This window comes from Pyxidicoccus sp. MSG2 (genome assembly GCF_026626705.1).
In the GTDB taxonomy this organism is placed as follows: Bacteria; Myxococcota; Myxococcia; order Myxococcales; family Myxococcaceae; genus Myxococcus.
Map to the genome: position 1 here is coordinate 7056506 of NZ_JAPNKC010000001.1, position 21275 is coordinate 7077780.

The following is a 21275-nucleotide window of genomic DNA, read 5'->3' on the forward strand; positions in this document are numbered from 1 at the left end:
CCGGACGGCGCCGGGAGCCCGGGGAGTGGGGCCTCAGAACGTGGCGCCGATGCTGAGCGTGGCGTTGTAGCTGCCGCCGCTCGCGAAGTCGGCGTTGACGACGTCCTGGTCCACTGTCGGGGTGTTCGGGGCGAACTCCTCATCGAAGAGGAGGTTGTAGTTGCCGCGCAGGTCGGCGCTGAAGTTGCCGGAGTAGAAGCGCAGCCCCGCTCCGAGCGGCACGGAGCCCACGGTGTCGTCGCTGTAGCCGAGCGCCTCTCCGCCACTGCGCACGTTGTAGTCGCTCACCCCGATGCCCCCGAGGATGTAGGGCTGCACGGGGCTGGCGGTCAGCCCGACGGTCGCCACGGCCTGCCCGCCGTTGCGGACGATGTCCGGGTTGCCCAACTGGTCCTCGAGCCCATCCAGGTCGATGGAGTTCACCGCGCCGCTGTAGCCCAGTTCCAGCCCGAGCACCTTCGAGGGCTTGAGCGTCAACGTGGCACCGTAGGCCGCGCCCGGGTCGATGCGAGGAGCCAGGGCACCGCTGTAGCCCTCCACGCCGCCGCCCGCGGAAACCGTGAGGCCGCGCATGTCCGCGTCACCTTCCTTCGCGAGGGCTCCGGTCCCCCATAACAGGCCCACCATCAATGCCAGGATGCGCTTCATTGCCGCCCCCCCGAGAAGTTCAGGTTCAGCGACAACCTTTGGACGCGTGCACGGCCGTGCAACAAGGGACGGCCTGACCACGGGCTCGGTGGCTCAACTCCCCATCACCTGGGGATGAAGCGGCCGGCCAGCCACGGGAATGCTCAGGCCCGGGCGTCGCGCGCCGCGAGGGACTTCGCCGCGGGCTGTGCCGGCAGCTCGATGATGAAGCGGGCGCCCACTCCACTCTGCCCTTCGGCCCGGATGCTCCCCCCGTGCCGCTGGATGACGTTCGATACCGTCGCGAGCCCCAGCCCGGTGCCCGCATAGCCCGAGGCCGAGGGGAGCCGGACGAAGGGCTCGAAGAGCTTCGGCGCGGCATGAGTGTCGAAGCCGATGCCATTGTCCTCGACGACGAGTGAAGCCGGCGTCGGGCCACGCGTCACCGCGATGCGAGCGCCAGGCCGGCCCACGACGAACTTCCACGCGTTCTCGAGCAGGTTCGTCAGCGCGACGCGCATCAGTCCCTCGTCGACGGTGAAGACCAGCCCCGGCTCGACGTGGGTCTCCACGGGAGACGCGGCATGCCGTGCCCGGAGGGAACGGAGGATGTCTTCGCTGACAGCCGACAGGTCGGTCGGGCGCGGAGCGAGTCCGCCCACCTTGGCGAAGTGGAGGCGGATGAGGCTCTCCGTGATGTCGTTCATGCGGTCCGCGGCGCCCCGGATGTCCTGGACGGCATCGTTCTGCGCGTCGGGGAGCGGCTCGCTGACCAGCCAGTTCGCGCTGCTCCGAACGACCTGGATGAGGTTTCGGAGGTCGTGAGCCACCGTCGCGGCAAAGGCCTGGAGCTGGGTATTGGCCGCTCGCAACTCGACGGTGCGCTTCGCCACCTGGCGCTCCAGCGAGCGGCGCAGGGCGATGTTCTGGAGGCAGGAGGCGACCACGGTGGCGAGCGAGTCGAGCCGGGCGAGCTGGTCGGACGTGGGCTCGAAGCGCAGCTGCCAGTAGGCGCCGATGGCCGCCGACACCTCTCCCTGCCCCACCGGCACCATCGCCATGCTCTTCACGAAGGTCGGGGCGTAGGCCTCCACGGGCACTCGCGGGTCGGCGAACACGTCTGGGATGACGGTCCGCTTGCCATTCATCATGCACCAGCCGCTGACGCACGACGTCAGTGGAAAGCGGCGCCCCTTGAACATCGGACCAATCGCATCCTCGTCGACATAGAAGCACTCGTCCCCATCACGAATGACGAAGGTGACGCCGTCGCAGCCCACCCATTTCCGGGCGGCGCGACGAATGACAGCAATGACTTCCGCGTCGGTCTCGGCGTCGCCCAATTCACGTGCGATATGCGCAAACTCCATCCACGCCCCCTCGTCCCAGGGATACTACTGGCATCAGGTCTCCCGGGTGTCATGCCAGGGACCTGCCACGTGGAACCCACCCCAGACGTCCAGTGCGCACAGCGCCGGCATTGGGGATTTTCACAGGGTCAAGCGCACCCCATGTCCAGCCGCTTGCCCGGCATGGGGTGCTGCTCGCGATAGACAAACGGGTGTGCGCCTACTTGCGCAGCAGCGTGCCCTCGAAGAAGAACGCCAGACACGCGGCGAGAATCAGCCACGTCCACAGCGGCACGGCCGGCTTGTCCGAGTCGCCGCTGGACGCCTTCACCGTGTCTTCTCCGAAGTACGCGGTGAGGGTGTCCTGCGGCACGCGGCCCAGGTCACTCTCCGCCGGGTCCAGCGACGCGGCGAAGGACAGCGCCGGCAGCATCTTGCCGTCCGCGCCCAGCACCGAGTACGCGCCCGGCTCCGTCACCGGGCCCGCCACCAGCGAGCCGTCCGGCTGCTCCTTCACCGGCACCTCACTGCCATCCGGAGCGCGCACCGCGGACACCTTCTGTGTGCCCTCGGGCCGCAGCGTCGCGCCCTCGCCTACGCGCACCCGAATCTCCTCGCGCTCCTCCAGCGAGCCCGTGAGGTACGCGGCGAAGCGCTGCATCAACGGCAGGAACGAGGTGCGAATCGCGAAGTCACTCCAGTCGCGGTCCACCGTGCTGGTGAACAGCGCCACGCGCCCCTTGCCCTTGCGCATCACCGCCACCGCCGGAGCGCCGTCCTCGTACGTGGCCAGCACCTGGCTCGCACCCGGTGAGCCCGGGTTGTCCGCCTCCAGCAGCATGTACTTGTAGAAGCGCGCCCCGATGAGTCCTTCCTCGGCGCGCCCCGTGAAGGGCGAGAAGAGGACGTGCTCCACCGACACCTTCGCCAGCCGCGCCGTCTTCGTGTCCGCTTCCGGGTCCTCGCGCTCGACACTGGTGCGCACCAGGCGCAGCGGGCGCGGCAGCACGCTGCTGAGCCGCTCGTTGTACTCCTCCGTGTTCACCCGGTCGCCCATGCTGATGAAGAGGCCACCGCCGTTCTCCACGAAGTCCGCCAGTCGCTTCGCGTCGTCCGCGCCCGGCGCCGCCACGTTGAGCAGCAGCACCAGGTCATACGTGGAGAAGTCCTCGCGCAGCCCCACCTCCGCGTCGCGCGTGGCCACCTCCACCGGCGAGCCCGGCGCGGTGAGCGCCGCATCCACGAAGAAGGCCTCGTCCCGGTAGCGCGTCGCATGCGGCGCCCCGTTCACCACCAGCGCCTTCAGCGCGCGAGGCACCGGCAGTACGAAGGCCCGCTTGTCATCCTCCGCCAGCGAGTCCGGCGCCAGCGACACCTGCCCCACCACCGTGCCGCCCTGCGGGAAGCGCACCGTCAGCGCCTTCTGCGTGGTGCCGCCCGCGGGCACGTCCACGAAGCCCTTGGCCAGCATCGTCTCGCCCACGCGCACGGTGGCCTCCAGGTCCTTCACCGCCTCCGCGCCGAAGTTGCGCACCGTGAAGGTGAACTGGAACGAGCGAGGCCCCGCCTGCAGCGCGGGCTCCACCTTGAGGTCGACAATCGCGTGGTTGTTCAGCACGTCCCGACCGCTGGCCGCGTCGCGCAGCACCACTTCCGGCTTCACGGGCGCGCCCGTGGGGCCCTTCACCGTGGGCGGCGGCGCCTCCAGTCGGAAGGCTCCGGCCGTCATGTCGGAGACCACCACCAGCCGCTTGCCCGGCATGGGGTTCTCCTCCAGCGCCCGCGCCGCCATGTCCATGCAGCGCGACAGGTCCGCGGCCCCGTAGGTCGGCTTCGCCTCGTCCACCATGCCCCGCAGCCGGGCCCGGTCGAAGCCGGGCGGCGGAGGCGCGGCCGGCGACTCCGTGCACACCAGCACCGTGGCGGGCTCCTCTGGGAGCAGGTCCTTCAGCGCGTCACGCGCCTCGTCCCGGCCTCGCTCGAAGAGGGACGTGCCGTCCGACCAGCGCATGGACAGCGACGCGTCCAGGATGATGGCCGTGGCGGCGGGGCCCTTCACGATTTGCGCGGCCGCCGCGTCGCGGCTCCATTCCGGCCGGGCCAGCGCAATGGGAATGGCGAGGAGGATGAGGGTGCGCAGCGCGTACAGCAGCAGGCGCTTGAGCTTGAGGCGGCTGGCGGTGCGCTTCTGGCTGCGCAGCACGAAGGCCAGCGGACCGAAGGGATGCGGCCGGGGACGGCGCCGGTCGAACAGGTGCACCAGCAGGGGGATGAGGGCGCCCAGCGCGCCCAGCAGCATCCACGGATTGCCGAACGTCACCCGCGCCTCCCGCGCCGCGCGAGGTAGCGCAGCAGCACGTCGTCCAGCTTGTCGTCGGTGCGCACCAACTCGTAGTCCACGTCCGCCTCGGCGCACGCGGCCTTCGTGCTCGCGAGGAAGGCGTTGAACTCCTCCAGGTAGCTCTCCTTGATTTCGCGCGGATTGACTTCGATGCGGCCCTCGCCCTCCATGTCGAGGAACAGCGTGGGGTCATCGAAGGGGAACGTCAGCTCCGCCGGGTCCACCAGGTGGAACACGGAGACGTCGTTCTTCCGCTGCCGCAGCGCGAGGATGCGCTTGAGCGCGTCCTGGTTCTCGTCGAGCAAGTCAGACAGGACGATGACGGTGGAGCGGCGCGGCAGCACCTCCACCAGGTGGTCCGCGGCGCTGCCCAGGTCCGTGGCGCCGTTGGGCTGCGTGGACTCCAGCGTGTCGAGCAGCACGTTGAGGTGGCCCGCGGACGCGCGCGGCGGCACGTCCCGCCACTTGCCGCCCGTCATCAGCGCCAGGCCCGCCGCGTCCTGCTGGCGCACCAGCAGGTAGCAGAGCGCGCCGGCCAGCGTGTTGGCCACGTCCAGCTTGCTCAGTGCGCCGCTGCGGTAGCCCATGGAGGCGGAGGCATCCACCACCATGACGGCGCGCAGGTTCGTCTCATGCTCGAAGCGCTTGACGTAGTACTTGTCGAACTTGCCGTACGCCTTCCAGTCCAGGTGGCGCAGCTCGTCGCCGGGGGCGTACTCCTTGTGCTCGGCGAACTCCACGCTCTGCCCCTGATGGGGGCTCTTGTGGAGGCCGGACAGCACGCCCTCCATCACCGCGCGGGCGCGCAGCTTCACTCCGCGGAGGCGGGCCAGCGTCTGGGCGTCGAGCAGCATGCGTGGGCGCGCCTAGCCCTTCACCACCGCGAGGAGCTGGTCGATGAGCTTCACCGAGGTGATGCCCTCGCTCTCCGCGGTGAAGTTGGGCAGCACGCGGTGGCGCAGCACCGGACGCGCCAGCGCGCGCACGTCCTCGACGGTGGCCACGAAGCGGCCGTTGAGGATGGCGCGCGCCTTGGCGGCGACCACCAGGTATTGGCTCGCGCGAGGCCCCGCGCCCCAGGACGCATTCTTGGCGATGAAGTCCGGAGCGCCCGGCTCCTTGGGACGCGTGTGGCGCACCAGGTCCACCGCGTAGCGCACCACGTGGTCGGGCACGGGGACGCGGCGCACCAGCTCCTGGAGGGCGAGGATGCGCTCGGGGGAGAGAATCTTCTCCAGCTTCGGCTGCGGACCGCCGGTGGTGCTCTTGACGATCTGCACCTCTTCCTCGGCGGTGGGGTAGCCCACGTCCACCAGGAACATGAACCGGTCGAGCTGCGCCTCGGGCAGCGGGTACGTGCCCTCCTGCTCGATGGGGTTCTGCGTGGCGAAGACGAGGAAGGGCAGGTCCAACGGGTAGGTGCGGCCGCCGGCGGTGACGCGGTACTCCTGCATGGCCTGGAGCAGCGCGGCCTGCGTCTTGGGCGGGGTGCGGTTCACCTCGTCCGCGAGGATGATGTTCGCGAACAGGGGACCCTGGAGGAAGCGGAAGGTGCGCCGGCCGGTGGTGCGGTCCTCTTCGAGGATGTCCGTGCCGGTGATGTCCGACGGCATCAGGTCCGGGGTGAACTGGATGCGGTTGAAGGAGAGGTTGAGGACGTCCGCCAGGGTGGAGATGAGCAGCGTCTTGGCGAGGCCGGGCACACCGACGAAGAGGCAGTGGCCGCGGCTGAAGAGCGAGATGAGCAGGTGCTCCACCACTTCGCGCTGGCCGACGACGCGCTTCTCGATTTGAGCGACGATTTCGTTCCGGGCCTGGGAGAGCTCCTCGACGGCGCGGAGGTCGTCGCTCGAGGCGTCGGGCACGGGGCGTGGGGCAGGGGCGGCGCTTTCCATGGAAGGGTTCTCTTAATTCGCGGGCGGCGCAGGGACCAACGGTTTCCGTCACGAGAGCGGCCGAGGCGTGCGCTGGCAACCGTTGGGGCGCAGACCTATTCCGCTGCCGTACATTCCGGCACGTCCGGGTACAGGAGGGTGGCGGCTCCGGCCGCCTGCACGCCCCCCGGCCATGTCTGGCCCTACCCGGGGGCGGGGGAATGCCGCTCCCAGGACACGCTGCATACGTTCCCGAGGCCCTGCTGCCAGTGACGGCAGGCGGGTTCCCTGGAGCGCGCATGCGGTCAGAGCGAGTGGGCAACCGTTGGCTGGGACTGCTTCCCATGGCCCTGCTGTGGCTGCCGGGGTGTGGCGGGAGCGCGGAGGCGACCCCCACGGACGACGGGCCGCCGGCCATGGGCGCGGTGGTGCCCTCGCGCCCGGAGGGGGCCGGTGAGTCCACGCAGACGCCCCCCGAGCGGCCCGCGCCGTCCGCGAGGCAGGCGTGGAGCCAGGTCGTCGGCGGTCCCCAGGACGACAGCGGCACGGGGGTGGCGGTGGGGCGGGACGGGGACGTGCTGGTCGTGGTGTCGAGCACCCCGCGCTCGGACGAGGACCGCGAGTCGGTGGCGGGGGAGAAGCTGGCGCTGACGCTGGCGCGGTATTCGCCGGAGGGGCAGGTGCGCGGGTCTCGCGAGTTCGTCCGCAACCGCCTGTCCGGGACGCGCGTGGCGGCGTCCCCTGGGAGCGACGGGGCGGTGTTCCTCACGGGCAATGCGTTCCTGTACTCGGCGGACTTCGGGCTGGGCGAGGCGCAGGACGGCTTCCTGGTGAAGTTCTCCTCCGAAGGCACCGCGGTGTGGCAGCAGCGCGTGGGGCAGAAGGCGCACGCGGTGGCTGCGGACGCGGCGGGCGGTGTGCTGGCGGCGGGCGAGGAGTGGACGGCGGAGGCACATGACCCGGTGCTCACGCGCTACGGGGCGGATGGCTCCGTGCGGTGGACGCGGCGCTTCGCGGGGGCGGGGGAGGGCACGTTGCTGGATGCGGTGGCGGTGACTCCCGCCGGGCTGTCGGTGCTCGCGGGGCAGCTCGTGGGCGCGCTGGAGGTGGAGGGCCGGACGTTCGGGACGCCGAATGTGCGGAGCCTGGTGGTGCTCGCGTTCGAAGCGGACGGGCGGCTGGCGTGGGGCCGCGAGGTGCCGGGCGCGAAGGGTCGTGTCACGTCGGTGGCGGTGGGGCCGGATGGCGCGGTGGCGGTGGCGGGCGACTTCACGGGGCTGATGGTGTGGGGTGAGGCGTCGCTCGGCAGCTCGGGGGCGTATGTGTTCACCGTGGGGCCGGACGGGAGCGAGCGCTGGCTGAAGCAGCCGGTGTGTGGCGCGGTGACGGAGGTGGGGCCGGCCGTGGCGGTGGATGGTGAGGGCACGGTGGCGGTGGCGTGCGGCGACGTGCTCACGCGGTACGGCGCGGACGGGGCGTGGCGGGACGAGCAGCGGCTGTCCGTGGCGCCATGCCAGAGCGGAGAGTGCTCGCTCGCGGCGGCGGGGATGGCGGTGGTGCCCGGGAAGGGGCTCGCCGTCACGGGATGGCAGCGCGATGGCGCGGGCAAGGCGTGGAACCAGGATGCGTTCCTGCGGGTCGTGGTGCCGTAGTCGCGCGCGGGCCGCTACAGTGCGCGCCCATGTCCGCTCCTGCCGCTGACGTCCTGCTGGAGGTGGAGGGTGCCATCGCCACCCTCACCTTGAATGACACCGCCCGCCGCAACGTGATGACCCCCGAGCTGGGGGCCGCGCTGCGCTCCCACGTGGAATCGCTGCGTGAGCGCACCGACGTGCGCGCCGTCGTCCTCACCGGAGCGGGAGGCGCGTTCTCCGCTGGCGGCGATTTGAAGATGCTGGAGCGGCTGCGCAAGGCCTCCTTCGAGGAGGCTCGCGTCTTCATGCTCGACTTCTACGCGCGCTACCTGAGCGTGCTGGATTTGCCCATGCCCACCGTGGCCGCGGTGGAGGGGCCGGCCATCGGCGCGGGGCTGTGCGTGGCGCTCGCGTGTGACGTGTGCATCGTGGGCGAGGACGCGAAGCTCGCGCTCAACTTCGTGCAGCTCGGCCTGCACCCCGGCATGGGCGCGACGTACTTCGTGCCCCGGCGCGCGGGAGCACAAGCCGCGGCGGAGCTGCTCCTCACCGGCCGCCGCTTCGACGGGAAGGAAGCAGCGCGCCTCGGGCTCGCGCTGGAGGCCGCGCCCCCGGGCACCGCGCTCTCGCGCGCCCGCGCCCTGGCGGTGCAATTGGCCGGCAATGCGCCGCTGGCCATGCGCGCCCTCAAGCAGCGGCTGGCTCCGGACCGCGCGGCACTTCAGGTCGCGCTGGAGGAGGAGGCGCGCTTCCAGGCGGAGAGCTACGGCAGCGCGGACCTGGGCGAGGGGCTCGCGGCCGCGGCGGCGCGCAGGCCGCCCGTGTTCGAGGGACGCTGACTTCCGCGCCCGCGCCTGCGTCGAGGCGCGGGGCCGCACTCCAACTCAGTACACGTTGTACTTGCGGCGCAGCGCCTCGTGCTCGTCCGCGTTGCGCGACGGGTGCAGCTTCCGCTCGGCGTCGTGCAGGTAGTACCAGAAGTCGCTCGGCTTCGGCGTCATGGCCGCCTGGAGCGACGCGACGGTGGGCGCGCCGATGGGGCTCGGCGGCAGGCCCTTGCGGTGCCGGGTGTTGTACGGGTCCTGCGTGTCGCGCAGGCGCTTGAGGAATGCGATGCGGTCATTCCACTGCGCCAGCTCGTAGCGCGACGTGGCGTCCACGCCGAGCGGGAAGCCCTTGTCCACGCGCTTCCAGAGGATGCCGGCCACCAGCGGGCGCTGCTCGGGGAGGGGCTCCTCGCGCTCCAGCATGGAGGCCATGATGACCACCTCGTGCAGCGTGCGCCCGCTCTTGGTGAGCCCGTCGCGGTTGGGAGCGAAGAAGCGCTCGGCGAACATGTCGAGCTGGCGCTGGATGAGCTGGTGCACGTCCAGCTTGCCCGGGAGGATGCCGTAGGTCTCCGGGTAGAGGTAGCCCTCCAGCGTACCCACGGTGGGCAGGGGGAACGGCGCGGTGAACTTGCCGGGGTTGCTGGCCTCGGCGATGTACGCGCCGGCGGTGATGAGGCCCGCCGCCGTGAGCGCCGCGTCGGTGTCGCGCAGGCGCCAGCCTTCCACGACGACGAAGGGCACGTCCTCGGGGATGGGGTTGCCCTCCAGCGCGGTGGCGAGCTCCGCCATCGTCATCGAGGGGCTGACCTCATGGCGCCCGGCCTTGGGCGAGAAGGAACCGCGGCGGAACAGGAGCCAGCGCCAGATGCGCGCGTCGCGGATGAGTCCCTGGTCGGCGAGCAGCGCGCCCAGGCCGCGCCCGGACGTGCCCTTGGGGACGGTGAACTCCACGGGGGCCGCCCCGGGGGGCGCCATGGTGCTCCGCAGCTGACCTTCGGCCCACAGGAAGGCACCGGTGCCGCCAATGGCCAGCATTACGACGACCACGCACAAGAAGAGGACGAAACGCTTCATCGCGGCGCAGGGTAACACCTGGCTTCGGCTTCGCAGCAGTTCGTATCGCGGGATGTCTGGTCCCGGGCGCTGGCCTGGCGGGAGGGCAGGCGGTGTGCGGCCTACGCCGCCGCGGGGGTGCCGAGCTTCAAGTCCTTGTTCAGCCCCGCATCCCGACTCACACGCCAGATTTTCTGGTCCAGGTAGTAGTGGTGGAGGGCGAAGCCCCAGATGAAGCCCCCCATCAAGTCCCTCAGCGTCAGCCCCGCCCCCAGCGGCACCCGCAGGTCGAACCCGCCGCAGCCCGGGTGCGCGCCGAAGCCGCAGCCCAGTCCCCGGTACAGCAGCGTGAAGACCACGCCACACACCGCGTAGATGACGAAGCGCCGGCTCACCTTCGGCGCCCAGCCGAAAGCCTTCGGGTCCACCCCGGCCGAGTGGTAGCGGTTGCGGTGATAGAACCAGACCACGCCGTGGTACTGCACGTTGTGGAACGCCGTCACCGCCACGGCGAACATGATGAAGTCCATGCGCGCCGACACCGACGGCCAGAACACCACCGCCGTCAGTCCCAGCGCCGCGCCCATCATCAGCATCTTCGGCCCGTTCACCCGCTGGCCCGCCCGCCACCGCAGCACCTGCCGCACGGCGTAGAGCACCACCAGCGCCCCCACCAGCGCGAAGCATGCCCCCGCGACCACCGGCTCCCACGTGGGCTCGCCCGTCAGCCCCAACTGCCTGCGCGCCGTCGGGTGCGTCACCGCGAACGCCACGAACGGCGCCAGCAGCCCCGTGTACAGCGTCACGCTGTCCAGCTTCCGGTCCCCCGGTGACGACTCGCCGCCCTTGCGCTGGTACAGCACCATGATGCCGTAGTGCTGCCGCACCACGTGCCAGTACGCCCACAGCGACGCGAGCGTCAGGAACACCACGAAGGGCACCTTCGTCCCCAAGAGCGCCGACACGCCGAAGCACAGCGGCCCCGACGCGAACCACCCCAGGCTGCCCAGCAGCAACCGGCGCCGCGTCCGCCACTCGCGCGCGTCCAGGTACGTGCGCGACACCGTGGCGAACAGGTGCGGCCCGTCCAGCGCCAGCACCCACGCCCACCACAGCACCAGGCTGCTGACGCCACCCCAGACATGCAGCCCGACCAACGCGAAGCTCGCGGCGGCCCCGCCCACTGTGGAAATCAGGTCGTGCCGCCGGTCCACGAGCCAGCCCGAGCGGGCCGGCGCGGCGGCGGTGAGGGTGGCAGCGCTCATGAAGGGCTCCTGCGAGGGTCAGCAAGATACAGGAAGGTGCAGGTAGGAAACTGCGCACCTGCCGTCGTCCAACCGCCGGGCGGCCAGCCGAGGGGTCAAAACCCTCTTGAGCGCGGCGTCATGTACCGCGATTGTCGGGCGCTATGGATCAAGGCAGGCGCACCACGGACCGCAAAGCAGTGGGTCTGCTGGTGAAGCTCAAGCATGAAACGGTGGGGAGCTTCGCGGAGGAGTTCGCCACCAACCTGAGCCCGGGTGGGATGTTCGTCCGCTCGCGCACCCCACAGCCCGTGGGGACACCCGTCAAGTTCGAGGTACAGATCGCCGGAGGCGTGCGCGTGCTGCGCGGCGCCGCCGTGGTGCGCTGGGTCCGCGAGGTCGGAGACCCGGCCGGGCCTCCTGGCATGGGACTCCAGTTCGAGGAGCTCGACACCGCCAGCCGCGCGCTCGTGGACATGATGCTCCTGCAGCGCAAGTCGGACGCCGCCGTGTCCGCCGTGACGCCGCTGCCCTCCATCGCGCCCTCGGTGGCGCCCGCTGTCGCTCCCGCCGTGGCGCCCGTGGCCCCCCGCGCCGCCCCCGTGCAGGCGCGGCCCACGCCGACATCCGCCCCCGTGCCTCCCGCTCCCGTGCGCCCCGCGGCCCCGGCGCCGACGCAGCGCGCCTCGGGGGGCATGGCGCTCGACTCGCTCTTCGATGACCTGGAGTCGTCGGACGGGCCCGCCCCGTCCACGTCCATGGCGGACGAGACGTTCGACTTCTCGCCCCCGACGCCCACGCCGGCCTCCGCCGCGTACACGACGCCTCCGCCCGTCGCGGACGACGACGTGGACATCCCACTCGACGAGCTCATCGCGAGCACGCCGCCTCCGCCCACTCCGCCGGACGGGGACGAGCCGCTGCCCGGGTTCGACTTCGAGATGGAGGCCCCCGTCGTCGGCACGCCCGTGGCCATGGACCTGCCGCTCGACGAGCCACCCATCGAGATCGGCTTCACGGTGGAGCTCGAGCCGCCCTCCACCGGCCCTTCTCCTTCGGGCGGGGCCCTGGAGTTCGAGCTGGACCTCGGTGATGCCGTGGAAGAGGCGCCCCGTGCCGCGGCGCCTCCGCCGCGCGTCGCGCCTCCGCCTCCGCCTCCCGCTCAGTCGTCGCCCAGTGCCGGCATCGAGTTCGAGCTGGACTTCGGCGACGCCGCGGAAGAGGCGCCGCCGCCTCGCGCGGTGGCGCCGCCTCCGGCCCCTCGCGCGGTGGCCGCGCCGCCTCCGCCGCCTCGCGCCGCGCCGGCACCCGTGGCGCCGCCTCCGGCGCCCGCAGAGGCCCGCTCCTCGGGTGGCAGCTTCGAGTTCGACCTGGACCTGTCCGACGCCATGGAGGAGGCCCCTCCCGTGGCGCCTCCGCCTCCGCCCCGCGCGGCCATGTCGGCTCCGGCTCCGGTGACGCCGCCTCCGGCCCCCGCCGCGGCCCGCTCCACGGGCGGCAGCATCGAGTTCGACCTGGACCTGTCGGACGACGACGCGTTCGGGTCTGCCAGCCCCACACCCGCTCCCGCCGCCAAGGCCCCACCGGCGCCTGCCCGGCCCGTGGCGCCTCCGCCCGCGCCGCAGGTGGCCGCCCCGGCAGTCCGCCCTCCGCCTCCTCCCGTGGCGCCCCCTGCGCCGCCCGCGCCGTCGCTGCCCAACGTGCGCCGCGAGGCCCCGCGCGTTCCCGAGCCCCTGGGCACGCCCACGCTGCTCACCCCGGCCGCGGCGAAACAGGCACCCGTCGCGCCCGCGCTGGACGAGCGCGGCCTGCCGAGGACCATCTTCCTTCCGCCGCCCGGGCAGCTCAGCGGCACGGGCCCGGTCATCGGCATCGACCTGGGCACCACCAACTCGTGCGTGGCGCTGCTCACCAACGGCCGGCCGCTCGTGCTGCGCTCGCGCGAGGGCTACAACACGATTCCGTCGGTCATCTCGCTCAACGCGCAGAACAAGCTGCTCGTCAGCCACCGCGCGAAGAACCAGCTCGTGCTGCGCCCGCAGCAGACCATCTACGGCGCGAAGCGGCTGGTGGGCCGTCCCTACGACAGCGCCGTGGTGAACCAGGTCCGCGAGCGCTTCCACTACGAAATCGTCCCCGACGCCGCGGGCCGTGCCGCCGTGCGCCTGGGCGACAACGTGCTGTCGCTCGAGGAGGTGCAGGCCATCATCCTCCGCGAGTGCAAGGAGATGGCGGAGGCCCACCTCAACCAGAAGGTGGAGCGCGCGGTGGTGACGGTGCCCGCGTACTACTCCGAGCCGCAGCGTGAGGCCGTCCGCAAGGCTGGCGTCCTCGCCGGGCTCAAGGTGGAGCGCATCCTCAACGAGCCCACCTCCGCGGCGCTCGCCTACGGCCTCAACCGCGAGCTGAACAAGAAGGTCCTCGTCTACGACCTCGGCGGCGGTACCTTCGACGCCACCATCCTCAAAATCGAGAAGAACGTCTTCGAGGTGCTCGGCACCGGCGGCGACATCTTCCTGGGCGGTATCGACTTCGACAACCTCATCGTCGACTCGCTCCTCGCGCGCTTCCAGGAGAAGGAGGGCATCGCCTTCTCCGGTGACGGCATCGCCCTGTCTCGCGTGAGCGACGCGGCCGAGCGCGCGAAGATGGCCCTCTCCGAGCGCGCCACCTTCGAGGTCCACATCCCCATGCTGATGATGGACGAGGCGGGGCGGCCCCGGGATTTGCGCGTCGTGATGACGCGGCAGGAGCTGGAGAAGATCTGCGACCCGCTGCTCAGCCGCACCGTGGACGTGGTGCGGGACGTGCTGCTGGACGCGAAGCTCAAGGCCTCCGAGGTGGATGACATCATCCTCGTGGGCGGCATGAGCCGCATGCCCCTGGTGCGCGACAAGCTGAAGGGGCTGTTCGGCAAGGGGCCGCAGGCCAGCGTCAACGCCGACGAGGCGGTGGCCCTGGGCGCGGCGCTCTACTCGGGCTCGGTGGACAAGGTGAGCAGCGTGGTGCTCATCGACGTGCTGCCCATGACGGTGGGCGTGGCCATGCCCGGCGGCGCCTTCAAGCGCGTCATCGAGCGCAACAGCCCGCTGCCCGCGCAGCGCTCCTTCGCCATCAACACGACGAAGGACAACGAGGAGTTCCTCGAGCTGTCCATCTTCCAGGGCGAGGACAACCACATCTCCGCCAACGAGTACCTGGGCACGGTGCGAATCGAGGGCCTGCCGAAGGGCCCCAAGGGCGCGGTGCGCGTCGCCGTCACCATCAAGCTCGACTCCGAGTGCGTGCTGCACGTGGAGGCGCGCGAGTACTCCACGCGCAAGGAAGTGAAGGCCACGCTGGCCACGCGCTACTCGCCCGAGGAGCTGCAGAAGCAGCTCCAGGTGACCAAGGAGTCGGTGAAGGCGGCGGAGGACCGGCGCGGCGCCGACCTCAAGGAGCGCGCCGGCGGCTTCTGGGGCTTCGTCAAGAAGGCGCTGGGCCGCAAGTAGCGCTCACGCCATGACGGCCACCGCGCCCCGGTACATGACGCGGTTCAGGTGCCTCGCGGATGCGTGCGAGGACACCTGCTGCGCGGGGCTCGTCGTCACCGTGAGCGAGGCGCGCTGGACTCGCCTGCGCGACGCGGTGGCGGGCGGTCCGGACGCGGCGCGGGTGGAGGCGTTCATCCGGCCGGACGAAGGCAGCGGGCCCGGTGCCGAGGCCGCGGTCATCGCCAAGCGCGAGGACGGGCACTGCGTGTTCCTGGACGAGCGCAAGCTGTGCTCGCTGCACCGGGCGCATGGTGAGGCGGTGCTTCCGGATGCGTGCGCCACGTTCCCCCGCGTGGCCACGCGGGGGGACGAGCGGCTGGAGGTGGTCGGCTCGCTCGCGTGCCCGGAGGTGGCGCGGCTGTGCCTGCTCGCGGAGGACGGCGTGGAACCCGTGCCCGTGTCCGACGACGTGGCCGTGCGTCCGGAGCTTGCGCGGCGGCTCGGGGGCGATGCGTGGACGGGGAACGCGGAGGCCGTGCGTGCCGTGGCGGTGCGACTCCTGCAACGGCGAGAGGTGCCGTTCGCCTCGCGGTTGTTCGCGCTGGGGCAGCTCGCGCTCCGGCTGGATGGGTTCTACTTCCGGGGCACGGAGGCGTTCAGCGGCGGGGCAGAGGCACTGCTGTCCGGGTCGCAGCCAGACGGCGCTGAGGCGCTGCCGGCGGGGCGGCATCCGGAGGCAGCGCGCATCGGAGCCGAGACACTGCTCGCCGACGTGCTCCGCTCCTTCGACGCGCCGGAAACGCTGGCGGAGCTGCATGCCGGCTTCTCCGCCATCGCGCTGCCAGGAGGCCCGTGGGCGGCCATCTGCGCCACCGTGCTGAAGGCCCGGGTCGGCGCGGTGCGCAGCGAGCGGTTCGCGGTGCTCGCGCGTGCGGCGCTCGCGTCCTACGGCGGCGCGGAAGTCCCGGACGAGGTCTGGCGCATCCACTCCGAGCGTTGCGCGAAGCTGGTGCCGTCCCTTTCCGAGCGCGTGGAGCAGTACTTCCGCCACCACGCGGTGAACCACTGGCTGCGCCACCCCTTCACCGACGCGCCCACGCTGCTGGACTACGTGTTCCGCCTGACGCTGCGCGCGGCCGTGCTGCGCTGGACGCTCTTCGGCCACCCGACGGTGGTGGCGCTGTGCGGAGTGGAGGACTCGGCGGAGGCCAGAGCGCAACTGGACGCCGCCGCCGTGGAGTGCTTCCAGCTCGTCGCGAAGCACGTGGAGCAGGCGCCGGAGCTGCACTCGCTCGCGCAGGGCCTGGCGGGGAAGGGCGGCGCGGAGACGCTGGGCCGCATGCTGGTGCTGCTGAAGGGGCTGTGAGCCCGCTCCCTCAGCCCGTGACGCCGAGCAGCTCGCGCAACTGCCGCAGCATCTCGATTTCCTCTCCCTGCACGTGGCTGTCGCTGGCCATGAGTTCCCGGGCCGCCTGGATGGCCGCGGCCGGGTTGGCGCGCAGCACGCCCAGGTTCGGCGCGGGCAGCGGCTCGCCATTCTTCAAGCACCGCGTCATCGCGGCCAATTCCTCCAGCGGCACGCTCATGCCGCGCGCGGCCGCCACGAGGTGCTGGATTTCCTCGTGGGTGATGCGGTCATCGCTGGTGGCGACCTGGAGCAGCAGCTTGACGACCTCGATGTGGAAGGACTCGGGGCTCGGAGGGGTGGTCATCGCACCCCTGTTCCTAAGTCACTCCCGGGGGACAGGAAAGCCCCTCAGGACTCCGAGCGGGGCTTCACGCCCAGCCGCTGCATCGCCTGCTTGAAGACGGAGTAGTCCTGCGCGCCCTGGAGCCCGAACTTGTCCCCGAGGATGAACGTAGGCACCGCGTTGATGCCCAATTCATGGGCCTGCTTCACGGAGTCCTCCACGGCCTCCTTGTACCGGCCCTCCTCGACGGCGCGCTGCACGTCATCCGGATTCAGCCCGGACTCCTCGGCCGCGCCCCGCAGCGTGTCCCACTGCCAGAGGTCCTGGCCCTCGCTCCAGTAGCGCCGGAGGATGGCCGCGTTGAAGGGCTCCAGCTTCCCCTGCTCGCGGGCGTACTCCGCGGCCTGGTGGGCGCGCCGGGTGGAGGGAATGACTTCCCGCTCCACCATGGTCAGCCCGGCCGCGGCCGCGCGGCGCTTCAGCGGGTTGTTGGGGTCCTTCATCCGCTCGCGCACGTAGGCCGGCAGGGGCAGTCCCTCTGGCGGGGTCTCCGGGCGCAGGAAGAATGGACGCCAGTCCACCTGTACGTCGTATTCCTTCTTCAGCTTCTCGACCTCCACGAGGCCGACGTAACACCAGGGTCAGACGAAGTCGGACCAGACACGGACGATGATGGGCTCGCTCATGCCCCTGCCTGTAACACCGTCGCGCCGCGGCGTCATGGCGACGTGAAGGCCGCGGCGCGTCACGCGTACTCCCGGTGACACGTGGTGGACAGCGCCCGGCCGAGCGGGCAGCGTCCACGTCCGAAAGCACGCCCGCGCCCAACCCCCCGGAGGACGCGGGCCCACCCAGGAGGACTCACCTTGCCGCTGTCGCTACTCGCGGCCCTGGCCCTTGGCGCCACCCCGGCGCCGGCCCGGCCCCAGCCGTACACCATCCAGGACCAGGTCACGATGCGCCGGCTCAGCGGCCCGCGCGTCTCCCCGGATGGTCAGCAGATTGTCTACGTCCTGCGCACCACCGACATGGAGGCCAACCGCGGCCGCAATGATTTGTGGCTCGTCAACCTCGACGGGCAGGGCGCTCCGCGCCAGCTCACCTCCCACCCGGACTCGGACTCGGAGCCCACCTGGGCCCCGGACGGCAAGAGCCTCTTCTTCCTCTCCTCGCGCGGCGGTTCCTCGCAGGTGTGGCGCCTGCCCGTGGACGGCGGCGAGCCCCAGCAGGTGACGAAGCTCCCCCTCGACGTGGGGGCCTTCCGCCTGTCCGGCGACGGCAGCCAGCTCGCCGTGGCCATGGACGTGTTCCCCGACTGCGCCAGCCTGGAGTGCAACACCCAGCGCGACGCGGAGCGCTCCAACAAGAAGAAGTCCTCCGGCCGCAGCTTCGACAAGCTCTTCGTGCGCCACTGGGACGGGTGGAAGGACGGCAAGCGCTCCCACGTCTTCGTCGTCCCCGTGGCCGGCGGCACGCCCGTGGACGTGATGAAGGGCCTGGATGCGGACGGCCCCTCCAAGCCCTTCGGCGGCTCGGAGGAGTTCACCTTCACCCCGGACGGCAAGAGCGTCGTCTTCACCGCCCGCGACGTGGGCCGCGCCGAGTCCTGGTCCACCGACCTGGACCTCTTCCTCGCCCCGGTGGACGGCAAGGCGAAGCCGCGCAAGCTCACCGAGAAGAACCGCGCCACCGACACCAGCCCCGTCTTCAGTCCGGACGGTAAGACGCTGGCCTACCTCGCCATGTCCCGCCCCGGCTACGAGGCGGACCGCTACCGCGTCATCCTGCGCACGTGGCCCGGCGGCCAGGAGCGCGTGCTCGCCGAGGAGTGGGACCGCTCCGCCGGCGCCCTCGCGTGGAGCGCGGACGGCAAGACGCTCTACGCGACGGCCAACCACCTCGGCATCCAGCCCGTCTTCGCGCTGGACGTGGCCAGCGGCAAGGTGAGCCAGCTCACGAAGGACGGCACCGACGACAGCCCGCAGCCGGCGGGCGGTGGCCGCGTCGTCTACGTGCATGACGACCTGGACTCGCCCGCGGACCTGTTCGTGATGAACGCGGACGGCACCGGCACGCGCCAGCTCACGCAGGTGAATCAGGACGCCCTGGCCCGCATCCGCTTCGGCGCCTTCGAGCAGTTCGAGTTCCCCGGCTGGAACAACGAGACGGTGCGCGCCTGGGTGGTGAAGCCCGTGGACTTCGATGCGAAGCGCCAGTATCCGCTGGCCTTCCTCATCCACGGTGGCCCGCAGGGCTCCTTCGGCAACCACTTCCACTACCGGTGGAACCCCCAGGTGTACGCGGCGCGCGGCTACGTGGCCGTCATGGTCGACTTCCACGGCTCCACCGGCTACGGCCAGGCCTTCACCGACGCCATCCGCGACGACTGGGGCGGCAAGCCGCTGGAAGATTTGAAGAAGGGCCTCGCCGCCGCGATGGAGCGCTACCCGTTCATCCACAAGCAGCGCCGCTGCGCGCTGGGTGCGAGCTACGGCGGGTACATGATCAACTGGATTGCCGGCAACTGGGCGGACGGCTTCCAGTGCCTCGTCAACCACGACGGCATCTTCGACGAGCACATGGGCTACTACGACACGGAGGAGCTGTGGTTCCCCGAGTGGGAACACAACGGCACGCCGTGGGAGAAGCCCGAGGCCTACCGCAAGCACAGCCCCAGCGAGTTCGTGGCGAAGTGGAAGACGCCGATGATGGTGGTGCACGGCGGCCAGGACTTCCGCGTGGTGGAGACGCAGGGGCTGGCCACCTTCACCGCGCTGCAGCGGCGGGGCATCCCCTCCAAGCTGCTCTACTTCCCGGACGAGAACCACTGGGTGGTGAAGCCGGCCAACAGCGTGCAGTGGCACGAAGAGGTGCTGGCCTGGCTGGACCAGTGGACGCGCAAGTAGCCGCGTGAGTCACGCCGTCCGGGGCCCGCCTTCGCACGCGGGCCCCGGCGGTGGCAGGGCTTCACTTCAAGAGGGGATGTCGTAGCATTCGTCGATGCAGCTCTCGAGGACCTCCGCACAGGAACGGTCGTCGATGCAGCGCGCGCAGTCCTCCACGCGTTCCCTGCGCCGGTCCTCGTCCTTGTCCTTGATCCACTTGTCGATCTTCTCGGCGCACTGCCCGGTGTCGAGGTTGTCGTCGAAGCAGCTCTGCCGCTTCTCGCAGATGGAGTCCGCGTTGTTGGAGCAGCCCGCCAGCAGCGAGCCGAAGGCGAGAACCGTGGTCAGCGTCAAAGTCCGAAGCGTCATGGCGCGGCATCATGCAACGAAGCCACGCCTCCCGGAACGACCCGGAGGTGCGGTGCGTCATGGGTGCGAAAATGCGCCCCGATTGTGGATGTGACGAGGACTCCTGCCTGGGGGGCAGGCGGCGTCAGCGCCCCGCGTCGGGCTTCGGGGCCGGCGGCTGCGCGGGCTGTGGCTGCGCGGCGGGGGTGGCGCCGACGTTCATCTCCGACAGCTCCTCCTCCTCGTTGAGGAAGACCTGGGCCGCGTGGTCCACCTGCTCGGGCTTGAGGTTGGTGAGCTGCACGGTGGCCGTGCGCGTGCGCGAGGCCAGCGCCGTCTCGCCCAGCGCGCCGTGGATGCGCGTGAGGGCCAGGTGGATTTCCGGGTCGAACGGGTCCGACGCCAGGGCCTCCAGGTACGCCACCTTCGCCTTCGGGTAGTCCTTGCGGAAGATGAGGATGCGGCCCAGGTGCACGTTGGTGGAGGGCGAGCCCGGGTACACGCGCAGGCTGCCGCGCAGCACGCTCTCCGCCTCGTCCAGCCGCCGCAGCTCCAGGAGCGCCAGCGCGTACTTGTTGGAGATGGACTCGTACTTGTCGCCCACCAGCTTGTGGGCCTTGGCGTACTCCTCCGCCGCGGCCTTCACGCGGTTGCGCTCGCGCAGCAATTCACCCAGGTGCGCGAAGCGGCGCGCCGGCACCTCCGCCACGTTGTCGAAGTCGCCGAAGGAGATTTCGCGGCCCTTCTTCTCGCTCTCGTCCTTCACCTTGCCCTTGGCGTCCTCCTTCAGCACCACGCGCTCCTCGCGCGGCAGCAATTCCTGGGGGAAGGGCTGCTTCTTGATGTGGGCCAGCCAGGTCTTCTCGAAGAGGGCGAAGGGCATGCCCGTGGCCGCCTCCACTGCCTTGCGGTCCTTCTGCCCGCCCTTCAGCTCGTGGATGATGGTGCGCAGCCCCGCCGAGCCCTTCGTCTGGTGCACGTAGTCGATGGCGTAGAACACCTCGGCGAACGCGACGGCCGCGTCCTCGGCGGTGGGCAGCAGGGCAATGGACGGGTGCATCTTCTCGAAGGGGATGAGCGTGTCCGCCTTCACGCGCTTGCCCAATAGGGCCAGCGTGGAGGGCGTCATCGCCATGCCGCCCTTGCCGCGCCAGCGCGACTCGAGGAACTTGGCCATGCCCTCGTGCAGCCAGATGGGCACCGTGTTGCGGCTCGACTGGCTGATGACGAGGTGGATGTACTCGTGCGCCAGCGTGTCCTGCCAGTCGTAGCCCTGCGCCACGGCCTTGGGACTGGTCACCATCAGCTTGTTGAACTTGCAGATGGCGATGGTGCCGGTGGTGCGAATCTGCTTCTCGGTGAGTGTGCTCACCTTGGACAGCTCGCGCGCGTTGTTCACCACCTCGACGCGAATCTTCCCGTTGGGCGGCGTCCAGCCCAGGTCCTCCGCCATGGCGCGGTGGATGGACTCCAGCGTCTCCAGCGCGTAGGGCACCAGCACCTCCTCCTTCCCGTTCGGGTAGAAGAAGATGAAGTGCTCGCTCTCCGCGCGCTGGTGTCTCCGGGTGATGTCGCGCGTGTCCTTGGCCAGCCGCAGGTAGCTGCCCGGCTTGTCCTCGATGTTGGCGCCCTCCAGCAGGGACACCGCGTCGTCGTAGCGCCCCTCCTCGAAGGCCACGCGACCCTGGTAGTACTTGAGCGGCTCCAGCTCCGCGGGGACCAGCGGCTCCACCTCGGACAGCTCGCGCTTGGCGCCGGGGACGTCCCAGTCCTCCAGGGACTGCTCCACGCGGCCCAGCCGCTCCTTCACCTCGTCCTTGAGCGCGTCCTGCGCCAGCGCCGCGGGCGGTACGCAGAAGAGCGTCACGGCCAGCACCGCGAAAGAGGCTCGGAAGGCGGCGCGCACGGGCGCGGGGTGCTTCATGG

General features: G+C 70.8%; 15 protein-coding genes and 1 pseudogene. 5 read left to right on the forward strand and 11 right to left on the reverse strand.

Annotated elements, in window-relative coordinates; translation table 11 throughout:
* Positions 1-33: 33 nt before the first annotated feature.
* The 5 genes from OV427_RS27845 to OV427_RS27865 all read right to left on the reverse strand — a co-directional run bounded on the left by OV427_RS27845 (position 34) and on the right by OV427_RS27865 (position 6212).
* Positions 34-648 carry a hypothetical protein gene (locus OV427_RS27845; protein ID WP_267859217.1) on the reverse strand — a complete coding sequence of 205 codons (615 nt, stop codon included), beginning with the start codon at positions 646-648 and terminating at the stop codon, positions 34-36.
* Between the two features lie 143 nt (positions 649-791).
* Entirely contained in the window at positions 792-1997 is a 1206-nt protein-coding gene (locus OV427_RS27850; RefSeq protein ID WP_267859218.1) for a GAF domain-containing sensor histidine kinase, read from the reverse strand.
* Between the two features lie 199 nt (positions 1998-2196).
* Positions 2197-4296 carry a BatA domain-containing protein gene (locus tag OV427_RS27855; RefSeq protein WP_267859219.1) on the reverse strand — a complete coding sequence of 700 codons (2100 nt, stop codon included), beginning with the start codon at positions 4294-4296 and terminating at the stop codon, positions 2197-2199.
* The gene (locus OV427_RS27860; RefSeq protein ID WP_267859220.1) at positions 4293-5171 is read right to left on the reverse strand and encodes a DUF58 domain-containing protein; all 879 of its coding nucleotides are present in this window, start codon (positions 5169-5171) and stop codon (positions 4293-4295) included. Before OV427_RS27860 ends, OV427_RS27855 begins: the two co-directional genes overlap by 4 nt.
* 12 nt (positions 5172-5183) lie before the next feature.
* A complete protein-coding gene (locus tag OV427_RS27865; RefSeq protein WP_163994881.1) occupies positions 5184-6212 on the reverse strand; it encodes an AAA family ATPase in 1029 nt (342 codons plus the stop codon).
* Positions 6213-6490: 278 nt separating this feature from the next.
* Between OV427_RS27865 and OV427_RS27870 the strand changes: the two genes are divergently transcribed.
* Both OV427_RS27870 and OV427_RS27875 read left to right on the forward strand, forming a co-directional pair.
* Positions 6491-7843 carry a hypothetical protein gene (locus tag OV427_RS27870; RefSeq protein WP_267859221.1) on the forward strand — a complete coding sequence of 451 codons (1353 nt, stop codon included), beginning with the start codon at positions 6491-6493 and terminating at the stop codon, positions 7841-7843.
* A gap of 29 nt (positions 7844-7872) precedes the next feature.
* Complete coding sequence (locus OV427_RS27875) at positions 7873-8664, forward strand: enoyl-CoA hydratase/isomerase family protein (RefSeq protein WP_267859222.1); 792 nt, start codon at positions 7873-7875, stop codon at positions 8662-8664.
* Between the two features lie 45 nt (positions 8665-8709).
* On the opposite strand, the gene mltG is transcribed toward OV427_RS27875, so the two are convergent.
* Positions 8710-9729 carry an endolytic transglycosylase MltG gene (mltG, locus tag OV427_RS27880; protein ID WP_267859223.1) on the reverse strand — a complete coding sequence of 340 codons (1020 nt, stop codon included), beginning with the start codon at positions 9727-9729 and terminating at the stop codon, positions 8710-8712.
* 101 nt (positions 9730-9830) lie between these two features.
* Entirely contained in the window at positions 9831-10973 is a 1143-nt protein-coding gene (locus tag OV427_RS27885) for a hypothetical protein (RefSeq protein WP_267859224.1), read from the reverse strand.
* A 143-nt stretch (positions 10974-11116) separates the two neighbouring features.
* Between OV427_RS27885 and OV427_RS27890 the strand changes: the two genes are divergently transcribed.
* Complete coding sequence (locus tag OV427_RS27890) at positions 11117-14443, forward strand: TIGR02266 family protein (protein ID WP_267859225.1); 3327 nt, start codon at positions 11117-11119, stop codon at positions 14441-14443.
* Between the two features lie 10 nt (positions 14444-14453).
* A complete protein-coding gene (gene fliB, locus OV427_RS27895; RefSeq protein WP_267859226.1) occupies positions 14454-15791 on the forward strand; it encodes a flagellin lysine-N-methylase in 1338 nt (445 codons plus the stop codon).
* A gap of 10 nt (positions 15792-15801) precedes the next feature.
* On the opposite strand, the gene OV427_RS27900 is transcribed toward fliB, so the two are convergent.
* On the reverse strand, positions 15802-16137 hold the full coding sequence (locus tag OV427_RS27900) for a TerB family tellurite resistance protein (protein ID WP_267859227.1): 336 nt from the start codon (positions 16135-16137) through the stop codon (positions 15802-15804).
* 44 nt (positions 16138-16181) lie between these two features.
* Positions 16182-16745: pseudogene (locus tag OV427_RS27905) on the reverse strand (DsbA family oxidoreductase); the annotation flags it as partial.
* A 237-nt stretch (positions 16746-16982) separates the two neighbouring features.
* Here OV427_RS27905 and OV427_RS27910 point away from each other — a divergent pair.
* Positions 16983-19022, forward strand: coding sequence for an alpha/beta hydrolase family protein (locus OV427_RS27910; protein WP_267859228.1), 2040 nt, complete (start codon positions 16983-16985; stop codon positions 19020-19022).
* A 66-nt stretch (positions 19023-19088) separates the two neighbouring features.
* Here OV427_RS27910 and OV427_RS27915 read toward each other — a convergent pair whose 3' ends face one another.
* A complete protein-coding gene (locus OV427_RS27915; protein WP_267859229.1) occupies positions 19089-19370 on the reverse strand; it encodes a hypothetical protein in 282 nt (93 codons plus the stop codon).
* A 124-nt stretch (positions 19371-19494) separates the two neighbouring features.
* Positions 19495-21273: a peptidase MA family metallohydrolase gene (locus OV427_RS27920; protein WP_267863488.1), complete on the reverse strand. Its 1779-nt coding sequence runs from the start codon at positions 21271-21273 to the stop codon at positions 19495-19497.
* Positions 21274-21275: the final 2 nt, after the last annotated feature.

Bases quoted from the DNA above. Each gene is read 5' to 3' on its own strand.
- OV427_RS27865 (WP_163994881.1), bottom strand. From the start codon at position 6,212: ATGGAAAGCGCCGCCCCTGCCCCACGCCCCGTGCCCGACGCCTCGAGC.
- OV427_RS27850 (WP_267859218.1), bottom strand. From the start codon at position 1,997: ATGGAGTTTGCGCATATCGCACGTGAATTGGGCGACGCCGAGACCGAC.
- OV427_RS27860 (WP_267859220.1), bottom strand. From the start codon at position 5,171: ATGCTGCTCGACGCCCAGACGCTGGCCCGCCTCCGCGGAGTGAAGCTG.
- OV427_RS27890 (WP_267859225.1), top strand. From the start codon at position 11,117: ATGGATCAAGGCAGGCGCACCACGGACCGCAAAGCAGTGGGTCTGCTG.
- mltG (WP_267859223.1), bottom strand. From the start codon at position 9,729: ATGAAGCGTTTCGTCCTCTTCTTGTGCGTGGTCGTCGTAATGCTGGCC.
- OV427_RS27885 (WP_267859224.1), bottom strand. From the start codon at position 10,973: ATGAGCGCTGCCACCCTCACCGCCGCCGCGCCGGCCCGCTCGGGCTGG.
- OV427_RS27875 (WP_267859222.1), top strand. From the start codon at position 7,873: ATGTCCGCTCCTGCCGCTGACGTCCTGCTGGAGGTGGAGGGTGCCATC.
- fliB (WP_267859226.1), top strand. From the start codon at position 14,454: ATGACGGCCACCGCGCCCCGGTACATGACGCGGTTCAGGTGCCTCGCG.
- OV427_RS27920 (WP_267863488.1), bottom strand. From the start codon at position 21,273: ATGAAGCACCCCGCGCCCGTGCGCGCCGCCTTCCGAGCCTCTTTCGCG.
- OV427_RS27900 (WP_267859227.1), bottom strand. From the start codon at position 16,137: ATGACCACCCCTCCGAGCCCCGAGTCCTTCCACATCGAGGTCGTCAAG.
- OV427_RS27870 (WP_267859221.1), top strand. From the start codon at position 6,491: ATGCGGTCAGAGCGAGTGGGCAACCGTTGGCTGGGACTGCTTCCCATG.
- OV427_RS27845 (WP_267859217.1), bottom strand. From the start codon at position 648: ATGAAGCGCATCCTGGCATTGATGGTGGGCCTGTTATGGGGGACCGGA.
- OV427_RS27915 (WP_267859229.1), bottom strand. From the start codon at position 19,370: ATGACGCTTCGGACTTTGACGCTGACCACGGTTCTCGCCTTCGGCTCG.